This window comes from Curtobacterium sp. MCLR17_051 (assembly GCF_003234395.1).
GTDB classification, from domain to species: domain Bacteria; phylum Actinomycetota; class Actinomycetes; order Actinomycetales; family Microbacteriaceae; genus Curtobacterium; species Curtobacterium flaccumfaciens.
Genome location: NZ_QKTA01000031.1, coordinates 1 through 23,817, shown reverse-complemented (window position 1 = coordinate 23,817; position 23,817 = coordinate 1). Strand labels below are relative to the sequence as shown.

Annotated in this window: 27 protein-coding genes and 1 tRNA gene; 15 read left to right on the top strand and 13 right to left on the bottom strand. The window is 71.4% G+C overall.

Annotated elements, in window-relative coordinates; translation table 11 throughout:
* Positions 1–51: 51 nt before the first annotated feature.
* Positions 52–1,899: an ABC-F family ATP-binding cassette domain-containing protein gene (locus DEJ06_RS17590; RefSeq protein WP_111040183.1), complete on the top strand. Its 1,848-nt coding sequence runs from the start codon at positions 52–54 to the stop codon at positions 1,897–1,899.
* A 6-nt stretch (positions 1,900–1,905) separates the two neighbouring features.
* Here the strand turns inward: DEJ06_RS17590 and DEJ06_RS17585 are convergent, their stop codons facing one another.
* Both DEJ06_RS17585 and DEJ06_RS17580 read right to left on the bottom strand, forming a co-directional pair.
* On the bottom strand, positions 1,906–2,382 hold the full coding sequence (locus DEJ06_RS17585; protein WP_146245905.1) for a VOC family protein: 477 nt from the start codon (positions 2,380–2,382) through the stop codon (positions 1,906–1,908).
* Between the two features lie 47 nt (positions 2,383–2,429).
* Positions 2,430–2,924, bottom strand: a complete 495-nt coding sequence (locus DEJ06_RS17580; RefSeq protein ID WP_111040181.1) for a MarR family winged helix-turn-helix transcriptional regulator — start codon at positions 2,922–2,924, stop codon at positions 2,430–2,432.
* 79 nt (positions 2,925–3,003) lie between these two features.
* On the opposite strand from DEJ06_RS17580, the gene DEJ06_RS17575 reads away from it, so the two are divergent.
* From DEJ06_RS17575 to DEJ06_RS17555, 5 genes are all read left to right on the top strand, one after another.
* Positions 3,004–3,075: transfer RNA gene (locus tag DEJ06_RS17575), tRNA-Gln, on the top strand.
* A gap of 190 nt (positions 3,076–3,265) precedes the next feature.
* On the top strand, positions 3,266–3,877 hold the full coding sequence (locus DEJ06_RS17570) for a nucleotidyltransferase family protein (protein ID WP_181436859.1): 612 nt from the start codon (positions 3,266–3,268) through the stop codon (positions 3,875–3,877).
* 44 nt (positions 3,878–3,921) lie between these two features.
* A complete protein-coding gene (locus DEJ06_RS17565) occupies positions 3,922–4,302 on the top strand; it encodes a hypothetical protein (protein ID WP_111040179.1) in 381 nt (126 codons plus the stop codon).
* A 113-nt stretch (positions 4,303–4,415) separates the two neighbouring features.
* Positions 4,416–5,687 (top strand): FAD-dependent monooxygenase, encoded by a 1,272-nt coding sequence (locus DEJ06_RS17560; protein ID WP_111040178.1) that lies wholly within the window; start codon positions 4,416–4,418, stop codon positions 5,685–5,687.
* A complete protein-coding gene (locus DEJ06_RS17555) occupies positions 5,684–6,142 on the top strand; it encodes a MarR family winged helix-turn-helix transcriptional regulator (RefSeq protein WP_220034943.1) in 459 nt (152 codons plus the stop codon). Before DEJ06_RS17560 ends, DEJ06_RS17555 begins: the two co-directional genes overlap by 4 nt.
* Positions 6,143–6,167: 25 nt before the next feature.
* On the opposite strand, the gene DEJ06_RS17550 is transcribed toward DEJ06_RS17555, so the two are convergent.
* From DEJ06_RS17550 to DEJ06_RS17535, 4 genes are all read right to left on the bottom strand, one after another.
* Positions 6,168–7,634, bottom strand: coding sequence for an SDR family oxidoreductase (locus DEJ06_RS17550; protein WP_111040177.1), 1,467 nt, complete (start codon positions 7,632–7,634; stop codon positions 6,168–6,170).
* A gap of 30 nt (positions 7,635–7,664) precedes the next feature.
* A complete protein-coding gene (locus tag DEJ06_RS17545; protein WP_258320811.1) occupies positions 7,665–8,120 on the bottom strand; it encodes a GNAT family N-acetyltransferase in 456 nt (151 codons plus the stop codon).
* A 61-nt stretch (positions 8,121–8,181) separates the two neighbouring features.
* Entirely contained in the window at positions 8,182–9,159 is a 978-nt protein-coding gene (locus tag DEJ06_RS17540; protein WP_111040175.1) for an SDR family NAD(P)-dependent oxidoreductase, read from the bottom strand.
* Positions 9,156–10,124, bottom strand: a complete 969-nt coding sequence (locus DEJ06_RS17535) for a chlorophyllase (protein WP_111040174.1) — start codon at positions 10,122–10,124, stop codon at positions 9,156–9,158. Before DEJ06_RS17535 ends, DEJ06_RS17540 begins: the two co-directional genes overlap by 4 nt.
* 154 nt (positions 10,125–10,278) lie before the next feature.
* Here DEJ06_RS17535 and DEJ06_RS17530 point away from each other — a divergent pair, with 154 nt between their 5' ends.
* Positions 10,279–10,881, top strand: a complete 603-nt coding sequence (locus DEJ06_RS17530; protein WP_071405995.1) for a TetR/AcrR family transcriptional regulator — start codon at positions 10,279–10,281, stop codon at positions 10,879–10,881.
* 155 nt (positions 10,882–11,036) lie between these two features.
* Complete coding sequence (locus DEJ06_RS17525) at positions 11,037–11,330, top strand: hypothetical protein (protein WP_111040173.1); 294 nt, start codon at positions 11,037–11,039, stop codon at positions 11,328–11,330.
* 8 nt (positions 11,331–11,338) lie between these two features.
* On the opposite strand, the gene DEJ06_RS17520 is transcribed toward DEJ06_RS17525, so the two are convergent.
* Genes DEJ06_RS17520 through DEJ06_RS17510 form a run of 3 tightly spaced genes read right to left on the bottom strand, consistent with a single transcriptional unit; the run spans position 11,339 to position 13,682 of the window.
* On the bottom strand, positions 11,339–11,530 hold the full coding sequence (locus DEJ06_RS17520) for a hypothetical protein (RefSeq protein WP_146243421.1): 192 nt from the start codon (positions 11,528–11,530) through the stop codon (positions 11,339–11,341).
* Entirely contained in the window at positions 11,527–12,549 is a 1,023-nt protein-coding gene (locus DEJ06_RS17515) for an arsenic resistance protein (RefSeq protein WP_181436858.1), read from the bottom strand. The genes DEJ06_RS17520 and DEJ06_RS17515 overlap by 4 nt, the downstream gene beginning before the upstream one ends.
* On the bottom strand, positions 12,549–13,682 hold the full coding sequence (locus DEJ06_RS17510; protein ID WP_258372507.1) for an NAD(P)/FAD-dependent oxidoreductase: 1,134 nt from the start codon (positions 13,680–13,682) through the stop codon (positions 12,549–12,551). The genes DEJ06_RS17515 and DEJ06_RS17510 overlap by 1 nt, the downstream gene beginning before the upstream one ends.
* Positions 13,683–13,813: 131 nt before the next feature.
* On the opposite strand from DEJ06_RS17510, the gene DEJ06_RS17505 reads away from it, so the two are divergent.
* Genes DEJ06_RS17505 through DEJ06_RS17490 form a run of 4 tightly spaced genes read left to right on the top strand, consistent with a single transcriptional unit; the run spans position 13,814 to position 17,470 of the window.
* Positions 13,814–14,815 (top strand): ABC transporter substrate-binding protein, encoded by a 1,002-nt coding sequence (locus tag DEJ06_RS17505; protein WP_111040171.1) that lies wholly within the window; start codon positions 13,814–13,816, stop codon positions 14,813–14,815.
* Positions 14,812–15,591, top strand: coding sequence for a trans-aconitate 2-methyltransferase (locus tag DEJ06_RS17500; RefSeq protein ID WP_111040170.1), 780 nt, complete (start codon positions 14,812–14,814; stop codon positions 15,589–15,591). The genes DEJ06_RS17505 and DEJ06_RS17500 overlap by 4 nt, the downstream gene beginning before the upstream one ends.
* Positions 15,588–16,607, top strand: a complete 1,020-nt coding sequence (locus DEJ06_RS17495) for an iron ABC transporter permease (RefSeq protein ID WP_258372506.1) — start codon at positions 15,588–15,590, stop codon at positions 16,605–16,607. The genes DEJ06_RS17500 and DEJ06_RS17495 overlap by 4 nt, the downstream gene beginning before the upstream one ends.
* Positions 16,604–17,470, top strand: a complete 867-nt coding sequence (locus DEJ06_RS17490) for an ABC transporter ATP-binding protein (protein WP_111040169.1) — start codon at positions 16,604–16,606, stop codon at positions 17,468–17,470. The genes DEJ06_RS17495 and DEJ06_RS17490 overlap by 4 nt, the downstream gene beginning before the upstream one ends.
* Here the strand turns inward: DEJ06_RS17490 and DEJ06_RS17485 are convergent.
* Positions 17,449–17,781 carry a hypothetical protein gene (locus DEJ06_RS17485; protein WP_146245903.1) on the bottom strand — a complete coding sequence of 111 codons (333 nt, stop codon included), beginning with the start codon at positions 17,779–17,781 and terminating at the stop codon, positions 17,449–17,451. The two genes, DEJ06_RS17490 and DEJ06_RS17485, sit on opposite strands and share 22 nt — an antisense overlap.
* 66 nt (positions 17,782–17,847) lie before the next feature.
* On the opposite strand from DEJ06_RS17485, the gene DEJ06_RS17480 reads away from it, so the two are divergent.
* A complete protein-coding gene (locus DEJ06_RS17480; protein ID WP_111040167.1) occupies positions 17,848–18,804 on the top strand; it encodes a serine hydrolase in 957 nt (318 codons plus the stop codon).
* A 57-nt stretch (positions 18,805–18,861) separates the two neighbouring features.
* Positions 18,862–19,569: a 5'-methylthioadenosine/S-adenosylhomocysteine nucleosidase gene (gene mtnN / locus DEJ06_RS17475; RefSeq protein ID WP_111040166.1), complete on the top strand. Its 708-nt coding sequence runs from the start codon at positions 18,862–18,864 to the stop codon at positions 19,567–19,569.
* Positions 19,570–19,587: 18 nt separating this feature from the next.
* Here the strand turns inward: mtnN and DEJ06_RS18130 are convergent, their stop codons facing one another.
* Positions 19,588–19,893 carry a hypothetical protein gene (locus tag DEJ06_RS18130; protein WP_146245902.1) on the bottom strand — a complete coding sequence of 102 codons (306 nt, stop codon included), beginning with the start codon at positions 19,891–19,893 and terminating at the stop codon, positions 19,588–19,590.
* A complete protein-coding gene (locus DEJ06_RS17465; protein WP_111040164.1) occupies positions 19,890–20,768 on the bottom strand; it encodes a serine hydrolase in 879 nt (292 codons plus the stop codon). The genes DEJ06_RS18130 and DEJ06_RS17465 overlap by 4 nt, the downstream gene beginning before the upstream one ends.
* 185 nt (positions 20,769–20,953) lie before the next feature.
* Between DEJ06_RS17465 and DEJ06_RS18455 the strand changes: the two genes are divergently transcribed.
* Entirely contained in the window at positions 20,954–21,109 is a 156-nt protein-coding gene (locus DEJ06_RS18455; protein WP_155896774.1) for a hypothetical protein, read from the top strand.
* A gap of 54 nt (positions 21,110–21,163) precedes the next feature.
* Here DEJ06_RS18455 and DEJ06_RS17460 read toward each other — a convergent pair whose 3' ends face one another.
* Positions 21,164–23,587: an excinuclease ABC subunit UvrA gene (locus DEJ06_RS17460; protein WP_111040163.1), complete on the bottom strand. Its 2,424-nt coding sequence runs from the start codon at positions 23,585–23,587 to the stop codon at positions 21,164–21,166.
* Positions 23,588–23,817 lie beyond the last annotated feature (230 nt).

Here is a 23,817-nt window from a genome sequence, read left to right as displayed (position 1 = left end):
CAGCAACCCGCCCCGCACCCACCACCCCGCCGCGCCACCTACCCTTGACGCGTGGCACATCTCCTCGGCGCCGAGAACCTGCATCTCGAGTTCCCCACCAAGGTCGTCTTCGACAACGTCACCCTCGGCATCGACGAGGGCGACCGGATCGGCGTCGTCGGCCGGAACGGCGACGGCAAGTCGACCCTCCTCGCACTGCTGTCCCAGCGCCTCGAGCCGGACGGCGGCCGCGTCACGCACCGCCGTGGGCTGACCATCGGCTACCTGGACCAGCGCGACATCCTGCCCGAGGGCGCGACCGTCGGCAGCACCGTCGTCGGCGACCTCGAGGAGCACGAGTGGGCCGGTGACCCGAAGATCCGCGACATCATCGGCGGTCTGGTCTCGGACATCCCGTGGGACGTCAGCGTCGACGAGCTGTCCGGTGGGCAGCGTCGTCGTGTGGCACTCGCGCGGCTGCTGGTCGGCGACTGGGACGTCCTGTTCCTGGACGAGCCGACCAACCACCTGGACGTCGAGGGCATCGAGTGGCTCGCCGGGCACATCAACCGCCGCTGGTCGTCGAACCAGGGCGGCATGGTCGTCGTGACGCACGACCGGTGGTTCCTCGACGCCGTGTCGACCGACACGTGGGAGGTCCACGACGGCGTCGTCGACCCCTTCGAAGGTGGCTACGCCGCGTACATCCTGCAGCGCGTCGAGCGTGACCGGCAGGCTGCCACGATCGAGCAGCGCCGGCAGAACCTGGCCCGCAAGGAGCTCGCGTGGCTCCGCCGCGGCGCCCCGGCCCGCACGAGCAAGCCGAAGTTCCGCATCGACGCGGCTAATGCCCTGATCGACGACGTCCCGCCGATCCGCGACACCGTCGCGCTGTCCCGGACGGCGACCGCTCGCCTCGGCAAGGACGTCGTCGACCTGCTCGACGTGAGCGTCTCGTTCGACGGCACGCAGATCCTCGACCGCATCGAGTGGCGCATCGCACCGGGGGAGCGGACCGGCATCCTCGGCCCGAACGGCGCCGGCAAGTCGACGCTGCTCAACCTGGTCTCCGGGCGGCTGCAGCCGACGAGCGGGCGGGTGAAGACCGGCAAGACGGTGCAGGTCGCGGTCCTCGACCAGCAGCTCGCCGACCTGCAGCAGTTCGCCGACGACCGCGTGCGCGAGGTCGTGGCCCGCAAGAAGACGAGCTACGTCGCCGACGGCAAGGAGATGACGCCGTCGCAGCTGCTCGAGCGGCTCGGCTTCACCTCGGAGCAGCTCTCCACGCCGGTCAAGGACCTGTCCGGTGGGCAGAAGCGGCGCCTGCAGCTCATGCTCATCCTGCTCGACGAGCCGAACGTGCTGATCCTCGACGAGCCCACCAACGACCTCGACACCGACATGCTCGCCGCCATGGAGGACCTGCTCGACACCTGGCCCGGCACCCTGCTGGTCGTCAGCCACGACCGGTACCTGCTCGAGCGCGTCACCGACCAGCAGTACGCCGTGCTCGGCGGGCACCTGCGCCACCTGCCCGGCGGCGTCGACGAGTACATGCGGCTGCGCGAGGCCGGTACCGGTGGCGGGACCGCCTCTGCGGCTGCCGCCGCGTCTGCCGGGAGGCCCGACACCGTCGGCGGGACCGGCTCGGCCGGTGCCGTGGCCGGGTCCACGGCCGCTGGTGCGTCGGCCCTGTCGGGAGCGGACCGGCGGACGGCCGAGAAGGAGATGTCGGCGCTCGACCGCAAGATCGCGAAGGTCGGCGCGGACCGCAAGAAGCTGCTCGACCAGTTCGCGACGCACGACCAGTCCGACTACGCCGGGCTCGGCGAACTGCAGGCGAAGCTCGCTGCGCTCGAGGCCGAGGTCGAGCAGCTCGAGGAGCGCTGGCTCGAGGTCGCTGAGCTGCTCGGGGTCTGAGCCGGTCTACTCGACGGATGCGGGGTCGACCGCGTCCTGGCTGCTGTCCGCCGGTGTGGCGTCCTCGGGGGCCTCGCCGCCGGGGTTCGCCACGACCTCCCACAGGTGCCCGTCCGGGTCCTGGAAGAAGCCGGACCACATGCCCCACGGGCGCGTGTAGGGCGGTTCGGGCATCGTGGCGCCCGCTGCCTGCGCCCGTTCGAGGAACGCCTCCGCCTCGGCCTGACTGCTCGTGAAGTGCCCGATCGTGCTGCTCGGTGCCGTGGCCAGCTGTACGCCGGAGTCCTTCGCCATGTCGTCCCGGCCGTAGACGCTGACGATCAGGCCGTCGTCGAGGGTGAACATCGCCGTGGTGCCGCCGGCCTGCGTCTCGGTGGCGGGGTACTCGGTGCCGATGACGCCGCTGCCCTCGATGCCGAGCAGGGCGCGGTAGAACTCGGCCGATCGAGCGACGTCGGCGACGGCGAGGGTGATGGCGTGCATGCGCCGCACGCTACGCCGGGGCCGCTCGGCCCGTGTCGCGCTTTCGATCAGTCCCCGAGACCCAGGATGAGTCGGCGGAGCAGCCCGGCCAACTGGCCCTGCTCGTCGGCGGAGACCCCGGACAGGATGTCGCGCTCGGCGGCCAGCAGGTCCGCGATCGCCGCGTCCACCGCCACCCGGCCCTTGCCCGTCAGCGAGACGAGGATGCCGCGGCCGTCCTTCGGGTCGGTCCGTCGTCCCACGAAGCCGCGGGCCGCCAGGCGGTCCACCCGGTTCGTCATCGTGCCGCTCGACACCAGGGTCTGCTGCAGCAGGGTCTTCGGGCTCAGCTCGTAGGGATCACCCGCCCGCCGCAGGGCCGACAGGACGTCGAACTCCCACGGTTCCATGTCGCTCGCGTCGAAGGCCGTCCGCCTGGCGCGGTCCAGGTGCCGGGCGAGCCGGTCCACGCGGGACAGGACCTCGAGCGGGCCGAAGTCGAGGTCGGCACGCTCACGACCCCACGCCGCGACGATGCGATCGACCTCGTCCTCATGCGGCATCCCTCCATCTTGGCCGAACCCGGAGCGGACAGCCAGCCTCGTCGGTCGTGGGAGGATGGAGGAGCACCTCCGGGTGCGTTCCGCCTTGGTGTAATGGCAGCACGACGGCCTTTGGTGCCGTTAGGTCCGGGTTCGAATCCTGGAGGCGGAGCAACTCCGCGCTGACCGGTCGCATCTTCGCTGCTCAATTCGAGCGACCCGACCGCAGGGGCGAGTGCGCTGCATCTGTCCAGGGATTGCCCGGAAGTGGTTCCTTCTGGTTCCTTCTGGTTGCTTCCCATCACTATAGTGATGTACGCGTCACTGTAGTGATGTTGGATGACCGAGGTGAGGAGGGTGTCGTGCAGCTGCAGAGCCCGTTCGCGGCGTTGTCGAGCGGCCTCGATGGTGACGTTCTGATGGTGCTGAGCGGCCTGTCGGACCGACCCTTCACGGTGTCCGCGGTCCAGCGGCTCGTGCCCGGAGGCCGTTCGCGAAACGGCGTGAAGAAGGTGCTTGACCGTCTGACGGAGCAGGGCATCGTTGTGTTCGACGACATCGGCGGCGTGAGCACGTACGCGCTCAACCGAGACCATCTCCTCGCGTCGGCGGTCCTCGAGGTCGCCGGAGCCCGTACCCGCTTCCTCGACAGGGTTCGCGGGGAGATCGCATCGATGCCGGTCCGCTACGCAGCGTTGTTCGGCTCGGCCGCGCGAGGTGCGATGCGACCGGACAGCGACATCGATCTGTTCTTCGCCGTGGATGCCGTTTCGCGGACGGATGCTGAGGACCGCATCTACGACCTCACCATTGCCGTTCACCGGTGGACCGGCAACCAGGTGAACCCCATCGTGTACGACGTCTTGGGGGTCAGCCCCGATGACCCGCTCATCGGTTCCATCGCGAGTGAGGGTATTCCCCTCGTGGAAGACCGCCGATGGCTCCAAGCCCACCTCAGGAAGGCCGCACGTTGACTCCACCGAAACTGCCGTCGACCACTGACGGCGACAACGCTTTCATGCGCGGTCGGCTCGAGAAGGCCAAGGGCTTCCTCGAGTCAGCCGAGACGCTGTTCGAGTTCGGTGCCGAGGACGGGATCCTGGTTCCGACGTCCCCTCATGCCGACTCCTTCGTCGACCTGTGCGTCGACGCAGGGATCGCCGCGGCAGACGCCATCTGCATCGGCAAGACCGGAAGGTACAGCAGTGGTGCGAGCCACAACGACGGCGTCTCGATCCTGCAGGATGCGACAGACCGGCCGATCGCGAAGCACCTCGAGACGCTCGTTCGGGTCAAGAACAAGGCGGCCTACAGCGCGAGGTCGGTAGACGCATCGGACATCCACAATGCCGGTGCGGCCGCCCGCGCACTCGTTGCCGTCGCGGAGGATCTGGTCTGACAGCTCACCGATCGACGCGGACCCGAAAGCATCTTCTCTGTGGAGTGTTATCGCTGTGAAGGTATACCCTTCGTGAGGCGGCAACTCGCCGCCCCACGAGCAGAGGACCACCCATGGCGACCACGCCGCACCACCGCCCACGCGTCCTGATCACCGGCGCGAGCATCGCGGGCCCCGCGCTGGCGTGGGGACTCGACCGATCGGGCTTCGATGTCACGCTGCTCGAGCGGTCGCCGGAGCAGCGGACCACCGGCCAGAACATCGACGTCCGGGGGCTCGGGCGCGAGGTCCTCGAGCGCATGGGCCTCCGCGACACGGTGATGCAGCACCTCACCGGCGAAGCGGGCACACGGTACGTGGACGAGCACGGCACCCCGTACGCCACGTTTCCGAAGACCGAGGGCCAGGACGGTCCGACTGCCGAGATCGAGATCCTGCGGGGCACGTTCGCCGGGATCCTCCTCGATGCGCTGCCGGACACGATCGACCGCCGCTACGGGGACTTCGTCGTGGGCGCCGAACAGGACGACACCGGGGTGAACGTCCGCTACGACAGCGGCGCTCCGGAGCGGTTCGACCTGGTCGTCGTCGCCGAGGGCCGCAGCTCGCGCACCCGTCGGATCCTGTTCGCCGACGAGACGGAGTACCGCGACCACGGCGTCAGCATCGCCTACGGCACGCTCGACCGGATCGGCAGCGACACCGACCACTGGGACTGGTACACGGCGCCGCGTGGACGTGTCGCGTCGATCCGGCCCGACAACGAGGGGACGATCCGGGCCAGCGTGTCCTTCGAGTCGGAGCCGATGGGCTTCGAGCAGCTCCCCGTCGACGTGCAGCTGCGGATCCTGCGCGAGCGCTTCCGGGGCGCAGGGTGGCAGACGGAGCGGATCCTCGACGGGTTCAGCGAGCGGTCTGACGAGTTCTACACGCAGCGGATGGAACAGGTCGTGGTGTCGCGATGGAGCAAGGGCCGGATCGCGCTGCTCGGTGACGCGGCCTGGGGCTCCGGGCCGACCGGCATGGGCACGACGCTGTCCCTGGTCGGCGCGCACATCCTGGCCGGGGAACTCGCACGGACGATCGAGCCGGCCGGCGGCGCTGATCACGGGTACTCGATCCCGGACGCATTCGCGCGCTACGAGGAGATGCTCCGCGGGTACGCCGACAGCGCCCAGGGGCTTCCGCGCGGCGGTGCGCGCCTGCTGCACCCGTCGTCGAAGGCGGGCGTCCGCGCGGTGCGGGCCGCGCTCCGGGTGGCGTCTCTCGGTCCGGTCCGCGGCTTCGCCCAGAAGTACCTCCTGACGAGCGAGAAGCACGTCCCCGTCCTGCCGCACTACCCGACACTGCAGGGGGCCCGGAAGGCGGCAGAATCGATCGCATGACCGACCTGCGCTCCCAGACCCTCGAGGCGCTCCGCCACTACGCCGTCCGGTACCAGGAGTCGGCGCTCCACTTCGCAGCATGGATGGAGCTGCCGACCTCGGACGGCGTCGCGCTGGGGGAGATCCTCTGGGCGGAGACCGAGGGCGAGCCGATGACGGGCACGCGGCTCGCCCGGCGGATCGGGATGACCTCGGGTGCGGCGAACGCGTTGGTCAACCGACTGGAGGAGCGTGGCTTGATCGTGCGGAGCCGCGAGAGCGCGGACCGTCGGGTCGTCACCCTCCGCGTCACCGATCTCACCCGGGAACGCAGCAGTGGGTTCCTCGGGTCACGTGCCGCGGAGCTCGACGAGGCGATCGGTTCGTACGACGACGACACGTTGATGGTGGTGCGCGACTTCCTGCTCCGCTTCGCCGCGGTCCTGCCGCAGGAGACGGCTCCGTCGAAAAGCTGACTAGACCGGTCCGGTCAGCCGCTCGTCACCACGAAGTCGGCGCGTAGTCCTTCAGGAAGACACCGAACACGTCCTCGCCCGCTTCGCCCCGGACGATCGGGTCGTAGACACGGGCGGCCCCGTCGACCAGGTCGAGCGGCGCGTGGAAGCCCTCTTCGGCGAGCCGGACCTTCGTGGGGTGCGGCCGTTCGTCGGTGATCCACCCGGTGTCGACGCTCGTCATCAGGATGTTGTCGGTCTCGAACATCTCCTGCGCGCTCGTGCGGGTGAGCATGTTCACGGCGGCCTTCGCCATGTTCGTGTGCGGGTGACCCGGCCCCTTGTAGGCGCGGCCGAACACTCCTTCCATGGCGCTGACGTTCACCACGTAGGTGCGGCGTCCCGTGCTCGCGGCCATGGCGGGGCGGAGCTTCGAGATGAGGATGAACGGCGCCGTGGTGTTGGCCAGCTGGACCTCGAGCATCTCGAGCGGGTCGACCTCGTCGACCTGCTGGGTCCACGAGTTCTCGTCGTGCAGGTCGGGGACCAGGCCGCCGGCGTCGATGGCGGTGCCCAGGGCGAGTCGTTCGAGCGAGCTCGATCCCGGCGCCATCGCCTGTTCGGTCAGTTCGTCGGCCCGAGCTGCGGCGGCAGCGAGGATCGGGTGCGCGGCCACCGAGCGGGCGAGCGCCAGCGGGTGCTGGTCGTTCGTGTGCCCGAAGGTCACGAGTTCGGGCAGCGGTCCGTCGGGCAGCGGCGCGAGTTCCGCGTCGACCAGCGGCTGGTAGGCCCCGGTCGACCGGCGCACGGTCTGGGTGGCGTTGTTGATCAGGATGTCGAGGGGGCCGGACGCGGCGACGTCCTCGGCGAGTCCGATCACCTGGGCGGGGTCGCGCAGGTCGATGCCGACGACCTTCAGGCGGTCCATCCAGTCGGCGGAGTCGGGCAGGCTCGCGAACCGGCGCACCGCGTCGCGGGGGAACCGCGTGGTGATGGTGGTGTGGGCCCCGTCGCGCAGCAGCCGGAGGGCGATGTACATGCCGATCTTCGCGCGGCCGCCGGTGAGCAGCGCCCGCTTGCCGGTCAGGTCGGTCCGGGCCTCGCGCTTCGCGTGGCTCATGCGGGCGCATGCCGGGCAGAGCTGGTGGTAGAACGCGTCGACGACCGTGTAGTGCTGCTTGCACATGTAGCAGGGCCGTGACTTCAGCAGCGTGCCCGCGGTGGTCGAGGCGGTCGAAGCGCTGATCAGGACGCCGCGGGTCTCGTCGTCGATCCGGTCGGCGGCCCCGGTGGCGGTGGCGGCAATGACTCGGCGGTCGGCCTCGGCGATGACGCCGCGCTTCTCGAGGCGGTGCGCACGCTTGACGGCCTTGAACATCTTCGCCGTGGCCTGGCGGACCCGGATGAAGTCCGGGTGCGTCTCGTCGATCGACGGCAGCTGCTCGAGCACCCGGAGCGCGACGGTCAGGTCGTCGGGGTCGATGCCGCTGGGTTCGGGGTGCTCGGAGCTCACACGCGATCCTACGTCGGGACCGACCACCGGTCAGACGAGCTGCTGCTCCATGCACACGCTCGTCGGGTCGTCGACGTACGGGCCGAACCGGGGGATGTCCGCGTACCCGGCCTTCCGGTACAGCGCGATCGCCGCGGCTTGCGGCAGGCCGGTCTCGAGCCGGACGGTCCCGATGCCGACCGCGCGGGCCCGGTCGTGCAGGGCGTCGAGCAACCGCGTCCCCACGCCGAGCCCACGCGCGGCGTCGCTCACGAACATGCGCTTGACCTCGCCGGTGCCGTCGCCGGCGTCGACGAGCGCCACCGTGCCGACGGCGGTGCCGTCCTGGCGCGCCACCAGGAACGTGACGTCGGGCTGGTCCAGGTCGTCGACGTCGAGGGCGTGGTAGTTCTCGGCCGGGTAGAGGCTCAGTCCGTAGTCGTCGCCCTGCTGCAGCAGGTGCAGGACGTCGTCCTGTCGGGGGCTCTCGATCCGCACGGTCAGCACCGTCACACAGTAGCGAGGACGACGAGAACAGTGGGCAGATGAGGCCCCCGGCCGACGGCGATCAGACCAGGAGTCCCTCGCTGACCTCCCACAGGCGCCGGGCATCGTCGGCGTCGAGCATCGCCGAGTTCGCGTCCGACGGGATGCGGTCCGCGGTCAGGGGCAGGACCCGGTCGTCGATCACGGCGACGTCGCTGTCCTTCAGGTAGACCCCGCCGACGCCGTCGAGCAGCGGGCTCGCGGCACCGAACACGAGCGTGGCTGCGCCCTGCTCGACGGTCTTCTTGCCGACCTCGGGGTCGATGACGGTAACCCCGTGGTCGTCGACGAGCCCCTGCTCGCGGTACGAAGCGATCTGCGAAGCGTCGTGCGGGCCGGGGCCGATGATGACGCCGGGGTGCGCGGCGAAGGCGCGGATGCCCTGGTCGGCGTACCGCCGGTCGAGCTCCACCGTGAACAGGACGTTGGCGCGCTTCGACTGGCCGTACGCGGTGACCGGGTCGTACCCGTGCGCGAACGTCAGGTCGTCCCACCGGATCCGCCCGAACCGCGCCGCACCGGAGGTGACGGTCAGGACCCGCGCACCACGGGCCTCCAGGAGGGCGGGGAGGAGCGCCCGCGTGAGCTGGAAGTGCCCGAGGTGCGTCGTCGAGAACGCCAGTTCGTTGCCGCGGCCGTCGAGCCGGCGGTCCGGGGTGAAGAGCATCGCGGCACTGTTCACGAGCATGTGCAGTGGGCGGCCGGAGGCCGACCAGCGCGCGGCGAAGGCATCGACCGACGAGGGGTCGGTGAGGTCGAGGGCCTCGACGTGGATGCCCGGGATGTCGGCGACGGCGGCGGATGCCCGATTGACGTCGCGGGAGGCGACGGTGACGTCGGCGCCGGCCGCCGCGAGGGCGCGGCTGGTCTCGCGGCCGAGGCGGCTGTGTCCGCCGGTCACGACGACGTTCCGGCCGGTCAGGTCGACGCCGTGCAGGACGTCGGCGGCGGTGGACGCGGCGGTGAAGCCGCTGGGCAGGGGGTGCTGGTCGGTGATCACGAGTGGTACTCCTTCGATTCGATGTGGCCGACGGCGGCAGCAGTGTCGGCCGCGGCAGCAGTGTCGGCCGCGTCGGCGGTGGCGGGGCCGACGGCGTCGGCGACCGCCGACCACGCGTCGGGGTCGAGCCCGAGCTCGGTCCGGAGGAACGCCGTCGTGGTGTGGCGGACGAGGTCCACACGCTCGGGGCTCTCGTCCGTGGTGGCGGTCGACTCGTAGTCCTGGATCCCGCCGAGCAGGTGCTCGCCGCCGTGGAGTGTCACCAGGTGCCGCGCGCCGGGGCTCAGGTGGTAGACGTCGGTGAACCAGTCCGGGCCTCGGGTCGAGAGCTGGGACTGGTCGTGGTCGCCGGCGACGACCAGTGACGGGGTGTGCAGCTGGCTGAAGTCGGGGCTCATGAACGCGAAGTGCTCCTGCGCGAACGGCGCGAGGTCGCCGCGCGCGATCCCGGTGGTGGACAGCAGGACCCCGGCGCGCACGCGGTGGTCGGTGCGGTCATCGCCCGGCCGCCCGTCGGCGTCCAGGACGCGGGCCCCGAGCAGCATGCCCACGGACTGTCCGCCCCACGAGTGTCCGACCGCGGCGAGGCGTGCGGTGTCGACGCGCCCGCTCAGGCCGGGGACCGCGTCGATGAGCTGGTCGAGGTCGTCGAGCACCCGCTCGAGGTCGTCGACGCGCGTCCGCCAGATGGTCGGGTAGCGCGGGTCCTCGAGCGTCAGCCCGTAGGCCTTCGCGTCGAGGAAGGTCGGTTGGACGACGACGAAGCCGTTCGCGGTCCAGTGGTCGACCAGGGGGTCGCCGCCGGTCATGGACTGGCCGAAGCCGTGGGCGAAGACGATGACGGGCAGGTCCGTTCCGGTCGTCGGTGCGGTGATCCGGACCTCGAGGTCCTGACCGCGCGAGGGTGCGGGAAGCGTGACGGGGCGCACGCTGATGACCTGCGGTCGAGGTGCTGTGGGTGCCATGTGGGCCTTTCCGGGATGCGGTGTCGCCCGTGGTCGGAGCGATCGTCGTCCGAAACGGAGCGACGTTCCGGAACGATACGGAACAATGATCCGGATTGCAAGAGGAAGCGGAGCGCTGTTCCGCATCGCGTCGGTGTCGTGCGATGATCGACGCATGAGCACCCCGTCGCCCGACCCCGCGCCGCGTCGCCGTCGCGACGTCGAGCGCAACGAGCGCACGATCCTCGACGCCGCTGCCGCGGTCTTCGCCGCCTCGGGCGTCGGCGCACCGGTGCGCGAGGTCGCCACCGCCGCCGGGGTCGGGGTCGGCACGCTCTACCGGCACTTCCCGACCCGTTCGGACCTGGTCGTCGCCGTCTACCGGCACCAGATCGAGGCCCTGGTCGACGCGGGGCCGGCGCTGCTCGGCTCGGAGCCGACGCCGTTCGCCGCCCTGCTGCGCTGGGTGCACCAGTTCGTCGACTTCCTCGGCACCAAGCACGGTCTGGCGCGCGTCTGGGAGGGCGACGCCGACGGCTTCACGGCGCTGCACACCCTGTTCGTCGACGAGCTCGTGCCCGTGCTCGGCCGACTGCTCGACGCCGCGCGGGCGTCCGGCGAGGTGGCCGCGCCGACCCCGCCGTACCAGCTGCTCCGGGCCGTCGGCGACCTGGTGGCGTGGAGTCCTCAGGACCCCGACTACGACGTCCGGACGATCGTGACCCTCCTGGTCACCGGGCTGCGGCAGGCGCAGCCGACGGTGGCCGACAGCGCGTAGCCGGCCACGTGCACTCGTCGCGACCGGCACCGGACTGGAGGCGCGGTGCGGGCCCGTCACGGGCCTCCCGTCCGGCGTCGTGCCCGTCTCGGGCCGCACCAGCGCCGTCGGGGCCGGTCCGGGCCCTACGATCGTCCCGACGGAGGGGGACCACCATGACGGAACTGGCGGACTGGGAGACCGAGGGGGCCAGGGCTCGTCCGGCTCGACCGGGTGACCACGAACCGGCGCCGGCCGCGCTGCGGGCCCTGACGATCATCGGGGTGTTGTTCCTGATCGCCGCGGGCTGCGTGTTCGTCGCGACGGCGTTCCTCCCCACGTCCGACGAGACGGCCGTGCCGGACGGCCTTCGACTGCTGATGGCGACGGTCGTGTCGGTCGGCATCGCCGTGGTCGGCGTGGTCGCCCTGCTGCTCCGACTCGTCGCCGGGGTGCTCGTCCGCCACTGACGGCCGGCTCAGCGTCGGCCCGGCTCCGCGGGGTCGGACTCGGTGTCCCCGTGCTCCGGCAGCACGTCGACGTCGGTGACCGTGTACCCGAGCGGCACCTGGCCCAGCGCGAGCAGGAGCGCCGTCCGCCGGTCGTCGTGCTCGGTCTCGATCACCCGTCGCTCGGTCGGGACGACGACGAGTCGGACCCGGTGCGTCACGGGTGCCCCCATGCGGCGGTGCCGCGCAGGCGTCGCCCGGCGTGCTGACCACGTCGCCGACGCAGCAGCAGGTGGCGGACCGCGAGCAGGTGCGGGAACTCGACGAGCATGCCGACGACGATCGCCGTGGTGACCAGCGGCTGGTGGGGGAGTGCGGCGCTCGTCAGCCCGATCATCAGGGGTGCGTTGCGGGCCGCCGTCGTCATCGCGAGCAGCGCCGACCGCGGGTACGACAGGGCGGCGAGGCGTGACGCCCACTCGGCTGCGATGAACATCACCGCGAAGAAGGCCACCGCGCACCCCAGCACGGCGACGAACACCGGCAGGTTCGCCAGCAGCAGCGCGATGTGCGAGGCGAAGAGCCCGGCGACCATCGCGCCCACGATCCAGGGAACCGCGCGGCCGGGCAGGGCGGCGGCGCGGGCTCGAGCGCCGTCCGGCAGCAGTGAGATCCCGAAGCGGATCACCACGGCGATCGCGGCGGGCAGGACGAACCACTGCAGCAGGGTGCCGACGGTCCCCACGGCATCGACGCCGGCGTTGCCGCCCAGGACCGTGATCCACACCGGGAACAGCAGCAGCTGGGTGACCATGTTGATCGGCAGCAGGGTCGCCCCGACAGCGGTGTCCCCGTCGCTCAGGCGGGTGAACGCCAGGAACCAGTCGGTGCAGGGTGCCAGGAAGTACAGCATCACGCCGAGCTGGACGGCGGGGTGCCCGGGCAGGGCCACGCGGGTGAGCAGGAAGGCGACGAGCGGGGCGAGCAGGAAGTTCATGCTCCAGGCGATGCCGATGACCTTCCACGCGCCCGTCGTCCGTGGGAGGCGGCGCAGCGGGACGTCGACGAACAGGGCGACGACCAGGGTGATCACCAACGGGTCCACCACGGAGCCCATGGCGTCGCCGCTCGCGGGGGAGGCCCCGCCGATCACCGACCCGACCAGGATGGCGCCGCCGACGATCGCGGGGGTGGCCCAGAGCCGTGCACCGGCGGGGTGGGCGGGCCGCTGTGCCGGCATCAGCACGCGCATTCGACACCGCAGCAGCTCAGGTCGTCGGTGAGCATCCCGGCGTCGTCCCACTCCTGCAGGGCACCGCAGTCGCGCCCTGCTCGTTCGCCGATGACGCGGGCGACGTGGGCGAACCGCTGCCGGAACTTGTAGACGAAGCAGAACTGCAGTGCGCCGTGCCGGAGCGCGGTGCCGGCCAGGAAGAGTCCGGGCGTGGTGGTCGACTCGTCGTCCTCGGTGAGCAGCGGCCAGCCGTCCGCGCGGGTGTCGAACAGGCTCGCGGCCGGCCCGAGCCCCGGGCCGTACCCGGTGGCGAGGATCGGTGGCGCGTCCGTCACCAGGGCGGTCCGTCCGGCGACGCCGACGGTGAACCCCTCTCCGGACCGCTTGATGCCGGTGACCTGACCGTCGTCGACCAGGGTGAGGCGTCCGCTGGCCCGCGCGGCCGCGAGCCGTTGACGGGTCCGCGGGGCGAGGCGGAACGACGGGTCCGACCCGCTGCCGGCGTCCCAGGGGTGGGACGGGTCGACGACCGTCACCGTCGCCCCCTGTTCGACGTGGTGGCACGCCAGGTCGATGCCGGACTCGAAGCCCCCCACGACCACCACGTGGCCGGGCCGTGCCACCCAGGCGGCCTCAGCGGAGGCGTGCACCCCGAGCGAGGTGCCGGCGCAACGGGGCAGGATCGGGTCGGAGAACTCGCCGCCGGCCCAGACCACGTTGCGGGTGATGACGGGGCCGCGGCTCGTGGTCACGCGGAAGCCGTCGTCGTCCGGCTCGATGCGCTCGACCTCGGTGTCGAGCAGGGTCGGCAGGTGGAAGGCCGCGACGACGCCACGCAGGTACCGGGCGTACTCGGGCCCCGAGGGGTAGTCGGTCCCCAGGCTGTAGGCGGGTGAGGTGCGCGGGTGGACCGCGTTGAGGTCGGTGGCTCCGAAGCCGTTGCCGGTGAAGGACGGCGTCAGGAACCGCTGGTGCTCCGGCCACCGACGGAACGTGTCTCCGACGACGCCGCGTTCGACGACGCCGAACAGCAGGCCGTCGACGGCGTGGAGTGCCAGGCCGGTGCCGATGCCGGCCGGTCCGGCTCCGACCACGAGGGCGTCGAGGGTCTCGGTCGGGGCGTTCGCTCGTTCTCGCACGGTCGGAGTCTACTGATAACAGTTCTCAATAAGCGAATTGGTCGGACCGGGTGTGAGTCCCCGAGGTGCGCCAGCCGCGTTCTCGGGCTGCCGATTTGTCCTGCCCCCGATCACCCCATAACGTCGTGCACATGAAAATCGTTATCACCGCGGCGGGTGCGCTCGTCGCGCTCTCGCTCGCGGGTTGCACGGCCCCGACCCCCGCTGGCGGACCGTCCCCTCGCACCTCGGCCGCGACCACCGTGACGAGCTGTGGGATGCAGCTCACCGTCCCCGAAGCCCCGAAGCGGGCAGTGGCGCTCGAGCAGGGAGCGACCGAGGTCATGCTCGCGCTCGGCCTCCAGAGCCGGATGGTCGGGACCAGCTACCTCACGGACGCCGTCGCGCCCGAGTGGCGTGACGCGTACGACGACGTCCCGGTGCTCGCCGAGCAGTACCCGACCACCGAGCAGCTCCGCGAGACGAACCCCGACTTCGTGTACTCGATGCGGGCGTCGGCCTTCGCCTCGGAGGCCGCAGGCAGTCGGGAGGAGCTCGTCGACCTCGGCGTGCCCGCGTACCTGTCGTCCAACGACTGCGAAGACCCGGCACGCATCCCCGACGAGGTCGGGTTCGACGCCATCCTCGACGAGGTCACCGACATCGCCCGGGTGTTCGGTGTCCCGGAGCGCGCGCGTGGACTCGTGGCTGATCAGCGAGCCACCCTCGAGCAGGTCACCGCTGCGGCACCCGACACCGGCGAGCCTTCGATCGTGTGGTTGTACTCGTCCGTGAACGGTGCCCCCGTCGTGGCCGGTGCGAACGGACTCGCCGACACGATGGGTCGCGTCGCCGGGGGGACCAACGCGTTCGAGGACCTCGACGTGCAGTGGGGTGAGACGAGCTGGGACGAGATCGCACAGCGGGACCCCGACGTCATCGTGGTCGCCGACCTGTCGCGCGGTCTGCCCGGCGACAGCACCGACGACAAGATCGAACAGCTCCGGACCGACGACGTGACGAAGCGGCTCAGCGCCGTCCGCGATGACCACCTCATCGCCGTCCCGGCGACCGAACTCGACCCGTCGGTGCGCAGCGTCGACGCCCTGAAGACCGTCTCCACCGCCCTGACCGAGTACTCGGAGGAACGATGACGACCACGACCGCCACCCCCACGGCTGCAGAGACCGAGCAGGCCCTCGCCCTGCTCGCGTCGTGGGACACCCAGCAGGCCGCCTACATCACGCACCGCGAGCAGCGCTTCGCGGTCATGCTCGACGTCGTCGACCACGTCGTCCCGCGGGGTGGTGTCGTGCTCGACCTGGCCAGTGGTCCCGGCTCGATCAGTCAACGCATCATCGCCCGTCGCCCGGACGTCACCTGCATCGCCGTCGACTACGACCCGGTGCTCCTGGAGCTCGGCCGGACGGCACTCGCCGGGCAGCCCGTGCGTTTCGTCGACGCCGACCTGTGGGACCGAGACTGGACGACCGGGCTGGACGGTGTCGTCCCCGACGCGGTCCTCAGTTCGACCGCACTCCACTGGTTGCCCTCGGACGTCCTGAGCCGGGTCTACAACGACCTCGGATCGCTCCTCGCCCCCGGCGGCGTGGTGATGAACGCCGACCACCTGCGCCACCTCGACGGGCGGACGCTGTTCGCGGAGCTCAGTGACCTCGACGACGTGCGGACGCAGCAGACCGATCGAGCCGCCGGTGCGCTCGACTGGGACCAGTGGTTCGCAGAGGTGACCGCGGTCGAACGGTACGGGCGGCTCGTCGCCGAGCGTGAGCGGCGGTTCGAGCACCGCCCGCCCAACCCGGAACTCAGCCTCGACTTCCACGTCGCCGCACTCGAGGTCGCCGGGTTCGCCGAGGTCGGCCCGGTCTGGCAGTACCTCGACGACTTCGTCGTGCTCGCCCGCCGGTGACCCCGACCGCGCTGCGCGGCGCGATCGTCGTGCCGATGCTGTCGGCAGCGCTGGTGGTGGTCGTCCTGGCCGGGGTGGTGCTCGCCGGCGGGACCATCACGTGGACCGACACGGTGCGGTCGATCGGCACGCACCTCGGCTTGCCGGTCACGCCCCTGTCGCCGTTGGCGGACTCGGTGGTGTGGCAGCTGCGGCTGCCGCGTGTGCTGCTCGCGGCGGCCGCCGGAGCGGGACTGGCGGTGTGCGGGTGCGTCCTGCAGGCGGTCACCCGCAACGTGCTCGCCGAGCCCTACCTGCTCGGCATCTCGTCCGGCGCGTCGACGGGAGCGGTCCTCGTCCTGGTCCTCGGCCTCGGCGCGGGCTCGGTCACACTCGCGGGGGGTGCGCTGGCCGGTGGGCTCCTGTCCTTCGCGCTGGTCTTCGCACTCATGGGGCGGGACACCGCGAGTACGAGTCGCGTCGTCCTGACCGGAGTGGTCGTCGGCCAGCTCTTCTCCGCCGTCACGTCACTCGTCGTCACGGCGTGGGGAGACGCGGACGCGACCCGCGGCATCACCTACTGGTTGCTCGGCTCCCTCGCAGCGGCCCGGTGGTCGTCCGTCGCCGTGTGCGCCGCCGTGGTGGTCGTCGCCACGGTGGTGTTCGTGGCCGTCGCGCCCGCCCTCGACGCGTTCGTGTTCGGGCACGACGCCGCGGTCGCACTCGGCATCGACGTCCGGCTCCTCCGGATCATCGTCCTCGTCGGCGCGGCTGCGGCCACCGCCGCCGTCGTCGCTGCGGTCGGCGCGATCGGCTTCGTCGGGCTCGTCGTCCCGCACGCCGCTCGCATGCTCGTCGGACCGGGGCACCGACTCCTGCTCCCGGTGTCCGCTCTCGCCGGAGGCGTGTTCCTCGTCGTCGCGGACCTCGCCGGACGACTCGCGTTCGCACCGCACCAGATCCCGGTCGGTGTGGTGACTGCGCTCATCGGTGTCCCGACGTTCCTGGTCGTGCTGCGCCGAGGGCAGCGCGCATGAGCGAGCAGCGGGTGATCAGCGAGGAACCCGGAGTGCTGGAGGCGCGTGACCTCGGGCGATCCGTCCACGGAGTCGACCTGCTCACCGCCGTCGACATGGTCGCGCCCTCTGGGCGAATGACCGGGATCGTGGGGCCGAACGGCTCCGGGAAGTCGACCCTCGCACGGTGTCTGGCGGGTGTCGCCGCTCCGGACCACGGCATCGTCACGCTCGACGACACCGACCTGCGGGCTCTGCCGCGCCGATCGCTCTCTCGGAGGCTCGCGTTCGTCGAGCAGCAGGGGCATGCGGAGATCGACCACCGGGTCCTCGACGTCGTGCGGCTCGGACGCCTGCCGTACCGATCACGCCTGGGGGCGCTCGACGAGAACGCCGACGAGGTCTGCCGCGTCGCGCTCGCCGAGGTCGGGATGGCCGGGACAGACCAGCGGCGCTGGAGCGGGTTGTCCGGTGGGGAGCGGCAGCGGGTGCAAGTCGCACGTGCACTCGCCCAGACGCCGGACGTCCTCGTGCTCGACGAGCCCCTCAACCACCTCGACGTGCACCACCAGTTCGAGCTGCTCGACCTCCTGTCAACCGGAGCGAGCACCGTCGTGATCGTGCTCCACGACCTGGACCTGGCGGCGCGGTACTGCGATCACCTCGTCGTCCTCGACGGCGGACGGGTCGCGGCGGACGGCGTGCCCGCTGACGTCCTCGACGCGGACGTGCTCGATCGCGTGTTCCGCGTCCGTGGGACGACCCTGCGGACTCCCCACGGCACCCGGGTCGAACTGCACGGCGCTGCGTCGAGGCATCCCGACGCAGGCAGGTCGCGCCGACGTCCTCTCGTCCCGCCAGATCAGCCCGTCGGCGTCGAGTAGAGCACCGCGAGGGTCGCGACCAGTCCGACGAGCACGATGCCGAGGTCGAGCAGGGCCAGGGTGACGAGTCGGGTGCGCTGCGGCCGGACGGCGACGCGCACCACGACCATCGTCACGAACAACACGACGACGAGCACCAGCGCCGGCCAGCCGATCGCCGGCGCTCGGATCGCCATGAGGACCATCACCGCGGCGACGATCACGGCCGTGACGGCTCCCCACAGGAGCCAGTTCGAGCCCGACGCCGTCCGGAGTGCGGGCTGGTCGCCGACGCGGGTGGGATCGGGGCTGCGGGGCTGTTCGTCGGACACGAGCCGGACGGTACGCGGCGGCCCCTGCCCGTGCCCGCAGGCGCTCGGCCACGAGAGGATGGGGTTGTGCACACTGCCGCGACCATCCTCGACGCCGTCGTCCGGCACATCGACACCACCGGGTTCGCCGCACACGGCATCCACGTGCGCACGCGGAGTGCGGCTCCGGGCACCGAGGGCACCGCGGACGACGTCGCCGAGCACCACTGGACGCCAGACGTCCGACGCGAGATCCACTCCGCCGCGAAGGGCGTCTGCGTCCTGGCCACCGGCATCGCCGCCGACGACGGCCTGGTCGACGTCGACGAACCGATCGCGACGTCCCTGGTCGGCACGGGCCTCGGTACGGAGACCGGGCTCGCGCTCGGCGACGGCGTCGACCGGGTCACCCTCCGCCACCTGCTCACCATGACCAGCGGGATCGACATGCCCTGGTCGGCGACCGAGCTGACGGACTGGCCGGACCTGGCGGCCGAGTTCCTGCGGCGACCGTCCCGCGGCCGGGTGTTCCAGTACGCGAACGCCAGCACCTACACGGCGATGCGCGTGCTCGAGACCCGGGTCGGCGACGTCGGCGCGTTCGTCACCGAGCGACTGTTCGCGCCGCTCGGCATCCAGGACGTCGAGTGGCAACGCTGCCCGAACGGGTTCGTCGCCGGCGGCGAGGGACTGTCGCTCCGCACCGAGGAGCTCGCCCGCATCGGACGCCTGATCCGCGACCGCGGGGTCGTCGACGGACAGCAGATCGTCAGCGCGCGGTGGTGCGACGCGATGCACACCGACTGGGTGGAGCGCGAGGGCACCGGCCCCGGCTACGAGCGGTACGCGATGGCCGGGTGGGGTGGCCCCGGTCGACTCTGGCGGCTGCACGGTGCGTACGGTCAGATGCTGCTGTTCGACGAGACCGAGGCGAGCAACGACCCCGGCACCGTCGTCACCATCACCGCCGACGACCACTTCGGCGCCGACGCGCTCGCCGCCTTCGTCGCCGACGAGCTGGTCCGCCAGGACCCCCGCCGCTAGCACCTTCGACGATCCGACCTGCACGTCCGCGCGCGCCCGGCGTGGGAGGATCGATCAGTGCAGCAGCAACCCGTCGCGATCATCATCGCGGCCATGAGCGAAGAGGTCTCGGCCTTCGCCGACCTGTTCGGCGGTGTCCCCGTCCTCGACGGCCCCGTCGGTGGCCACGACCCGCACCAGCTGCTCGACATCGGCGGCGCCACGGTCGTCGTGCGCCGCAGCGGCATCGGCTTCACGAACGCCACGGCCGCCGCTGCCCACGGCTTCCACGACTTCGGCCCGGGCATCCCGGTGATCAGCGTCGGGACCGCCGGTGGGCTCATGCACGGTGTCGCCATCGGTGACGTCGTGGTCGGCGACCGGTACATCAACCTCAACGCCGACGCCACCGCGTTCGGCTACGCCCTGGGCCAGGTCCCCGGCATGCCGACCGGCTACGCGCCGGACGCCCGGCTCGTCGAGCTCGCTATGGGTGCCGACATCGCGTGGCCCCTGCGGTCGGCGACGATCGGCTCGAGCGAGGTCTTCGTGACCGAAGGCCGTGCCCGCGCGCTCCGGGTCGCGTTCCCCGAGGTGGCCGCGGTCGACATGGAGTCGGCCGCGATCGCGCAGTTCGCCCATGTGCACGACATGCCGTTCGTGTCGGTCCGGTGCATCAGCGACCTCTGCGCGCCGGACGGCGCCGAGTTCCGTGAGCACCTGGACGACGCCGCGGCACGCGCAGCGCGTGTGGTCCACGACCTGGTGCTCGGCCTGCGTTCCTGAGTCCGCCCGCGCGCTCCCTCAGCGCTCGATGACGCGCCACTCGCTGACGAACGTCGTGACGTCCTTCTCGTCCAGGTCTCGTTCCACGGTCTCGAGGAGCCGTTCGGCCTGATCCGCGTCTCCGGCTCGCGTCCGGAGGACCTCCGCGCCGTCGTCACGACGGCGGACGACCAGATCGAAGCTCGGCAGGAAGTCCTCACCGGCACCGCCCATCGCGGCCAGGGCCAATGCCGCCGTCGTCCGGGCCAGACGCTTGAACGAGCTCTGCCGGGAGTCTTCCAGGGCCACCTGCAGGACATCTCCAGCTCGCGTGCCGGCGCTCACGCGACGACTCCCACGGCACGGAGGCGTCGGACGGCGAGCCGGTCGGCGGCTCCGGGCGCTGCGCCGAGGGCGTGCGACGCGATCGTGACGTCGCCGTGACGGAGCAGACAGACGCCGGCGTCCCGTGTCTGCCCGCTGTGCCAGATCAGCCCGTCGCGGTGCTCCCACGCCAGGAAGTCCGGCTCGATGCGTCCGATTCCCGCGCCGAACCGCAGGAGGTCGGACATGGTCGACCAGATCCCGCCGGCCGGCGCGTAAGGACCTGATCCGATGGTCCAGGGTTCACGGGGGCGGCCCCGCCACGACCGGAGCAGGGTTCGTCGTTCGGGTGCCGGGTCGAGGGTGGCGCTGGTGACGCCGAGCGGAGCGAGGACCGTCCGCTCGGCGACCGTGGACCATGCTTCCTGCGCGACGTGCTCGAGCAGCCGACCGAGCACCGCGTAGCCGAGGTTGGAGTAGTCCCGCTCACCCGGTGTCGTCGGGGTCTGGCGCAGCGCACGCGTGATGTCCGCCTCGGACACGTCCGCGTACGGGTCGCCGACGATCCCGGCCGACATGCCCTGGTGCACACGGGGCAGGCCCGAGCGGTGTCGGATCAAGTCGTCGACCGTGTAGGTGGCGTCGTCGGGGACGTCCGGCAACAGGTCCCGGGCGGGGGTGTCCCGTGGGATGTCCCGTTCAGCGAGGAGGACGAGCACGGCGGCGGCGGTCACGGTCTTCGTGACGCTCGCCCACTCCACCAGCGCGTCCGCTTCGTAGCGATCGCCGAGGTCTGCGGTGACGTCGCCCCCTGCGTCGATGATCACGGCTCGGTTCGCAGCGGTCACGCTCGTCCTCCTGATCTGGTCGAAGCCACCATGATCGCAGCCGGTCATGCGGGGATCCTCGTTCCGCGTGGACGAGCACCAGGTGCCGGAGGGGCGCGTTCCGGCTCTCGGCACGGCCGGAATTGCGTTCCACGGACGTTCCGGGACGGATCGCGAACTCGCCTCCGAGCCCCTCGCTAGCCTCCATTTCGGGGGGCCAAGGAACCACGGCCAATCACACAGGGAGATCAGCCATGAGCGCCTACACGAGCGACGAGAACGTCGAACCTGCACGCATCACCACCTTCAAGCGCGTCCGCAAGCAGTGGCGTCGGACGGGTGAGGTCGGCTACACGCACAGTGGCAGCGACTTCTTCCGCGACGACGCTCCGGAAGCGGTCCAGCGGTAACCAGCGGCAGCCACGAAGTGCCCGCCAGGAGCGATCCTGGCGGGCACTTCTGCGTCAGCGACCGAGCTGGTCCCGCAGGTACGGGGCGGTCCGGCTGGTGGTCGAGGCGGCGACCTCGGCTGGCGTGCCGGAGGCGACCACCTGGCCACCCTCGACACCGCCGGACGGGCCCATGTCGATGACGTGGTCGGCGCTCGCGACGACGTCCATGGCGTGCTCGACCACGACGACGGTGTTGCCCGCGTCGGTCAGTCGGGCGAGCTGGGCGGTGAGCAGCTCGACGTCGGCCGGGTGCAGGCCGGTGGTGGGCTCGTCGAGCAGGTACAGGGTGTGGCCGGTCCGCGCGCGCTGCAGTTCCGTGGCGAGCTTGATGCGCTGCGCCTCGCCGCCGGACAGCTCCGGAGCAGGCTGGCCGAGTCGCAGGTAGCCGAGGCCGACCTCGCGGAGGGTCTCGAGTCCGCGCCCGGCTGCGGGCAGGGAGGCCAGGAACGGCGCCGCTTCGTCGACGGTCATGCCGAGGACGTCGGCGATGGACGCCCCGTTCCACCGGACCTCGAGCGTCTCGGCGGTGTAGCGGGAGCCGTGGCACTCGGGGCACGGGGCCCAGCTGCCCGGCAGGAAGAGGAGCTCGACGGACACCGACCCCTCGCCCTGGCAGACCTCGCACCGGCCGCCGGCGACGTTGAACGAGAACCGCCCGGCGCCCCAACCGCGGGCCTTGGCCTCGTCGGTCTGGGCGAAGGCTGCCCGGACCGCGTCGAACAGGCCGGTGTAGGTGGCGAGGTTCGAGCGGGGCGTCCGGCCGATCGGCTTCTGGTCGACCTGCACGACGCGGTCGATGAGCGGGTGCGACGTCGCGACGCCGGGCAGCACGCCGCCGACGAGCGACGACTTGCCGGACCCGCTGACCCCGGTGACCGCGGTGAGGACACCGAGCGGCAGGTCGACGTCGAGCCCCCGCAGGTTGTGCAGGGTGAGGTCGCGGAGCTCGAGCGTGCCGATCGGGGCCCGGACGGCTCGGTCGGCGGTCGGCTGCCGGGGCTCCAGGAAGCGCCGGGTGACCGACGCCTCGACCTCGGCCAGGCCGGCGACCGGGCCGCTGTACAGGACGGTGCCGCCACCGGTGCCCGCACGGGGTCCGACGTCGACGATCCAGTCGGCTCGGCGCACGATGCTCATGTCGTGTTCGACGACGAAGACGCTGTTGCCGCCGGCACGCAGGTCGTCGAGGACGTCGACGAGGGACTCGGCATCGGCGGGGTGCAGCCCGGCGCTCGGTTCGTCGAGCACGTAGACGACGCCGAACAGGCCGGAACGGAGCTGCGTCGCGATCCGCAGCCGCTGGCTCTCGCCGGGGGAGAGCGTCGGGGTGGCGCGGTCGAGCGCCAGGTAACCGAGACCCAGGCCGACCAGGACCTCGACGCGGGTGAGCAGGTCGCGGGAGATCGCCACGGCAACCTCGGTGTGCTCGCCGGACGATGCCCGTGACGTCGCCGCTGCCGCGTCGGTGATCGCCGCGATCGGGCGCAGGACGTCAGCCAGGCCGGTCAGCGGCAGCGCGTTCAGCTCGGCGATCGAGTGGCCGCCGATCGTCACGGCGAGGGCGGCTCGGGTCAGGCCCGTGCCGCCGCAGAGCCCGCACGGGCCGGACTCGACGAACTGCAGCACCTTCTTGCGCTGGGTCTCGCTCTGCGAGTCGGCGAGGGTGTGCAGGACGAACTGGCGGGCGCTCCAGAACCGACCCTTGTAGGGCTTCGCCACGCGGTCGCGCTTCGGCTGCACCTGCACGACGGGCTGTTCCTCGGTGAAGAGCAGCCAGTCACGGTCCTCGCGCGACAGCTCACGCCACGGGCGCTCGATGTCGTAGCCGAGCACCGCGGTGACGTCCCGCAGGTTCTTGCCCTGCCACGCACCGGGCCAGGCGGTGATCGCGCCGTCGCGGATGCTCAGCGACGGATCGTGCACGGCCGATGCCTCGGTGACCTCGTGCGCGGTCCCGATGCCGTGGCACCGCGGGCAGGCGCCGGCGACGGTGTTCGGCGAGAAGGAGTCCGACTCGAGCCGGTCGGCACCGGACGGGTACGTGCCGGCGCGCGAGTAGAGCATGCGCATCGAGTTCGACAGCGTGGTCATGGTGCCGACGGTGGATCGGGAGCTCGGGGCGCCGCGACGCTGCTGCAGGGCGACGGCGGGCGGCAGTCCGGTGATCGAGTCGACGTGCGGGGTGGACCCCTGCGCGATCAACCGCCGCGCGTACGGGGCGACGGACTCGAGGAACCGGCGCTGGGCCTCGGCGAAGACGGTGCCGAAGGCGAGTGAGGACTTGCCGGAGCCGGAGACGCCGGTGAACGCGACGATCCGGTCGCGGGGGATGTCCACGTCCACGTCGCGCAGGTTGTTCTCGCGGGCACCACGGACGCGGATGAAGTCGTCCGGCCCGGGTCGGTCGTCGGTCTGGGTCGAGCGAGGAGCGGGCATTCGCTCGATCGTAGGCTCGGCCACTGGGAGAAGCAGTACCGGTGCGGAACCGCGAACGACGAAGAGCCGCTCCGCCCTGATCGGCGGAGCGACTCTTCGCGTCGTGCGGTGTTGCGGCAGGTGTTACTTGATCTGTGCGGTGATGGTGGCGGTGCCGACGAGGAGGCCGCGCTTGACGGCGTCGGTGCCGAAGGTCTTGTTCAGCAGGCCGGCGGCGTCTTCGGAGATGT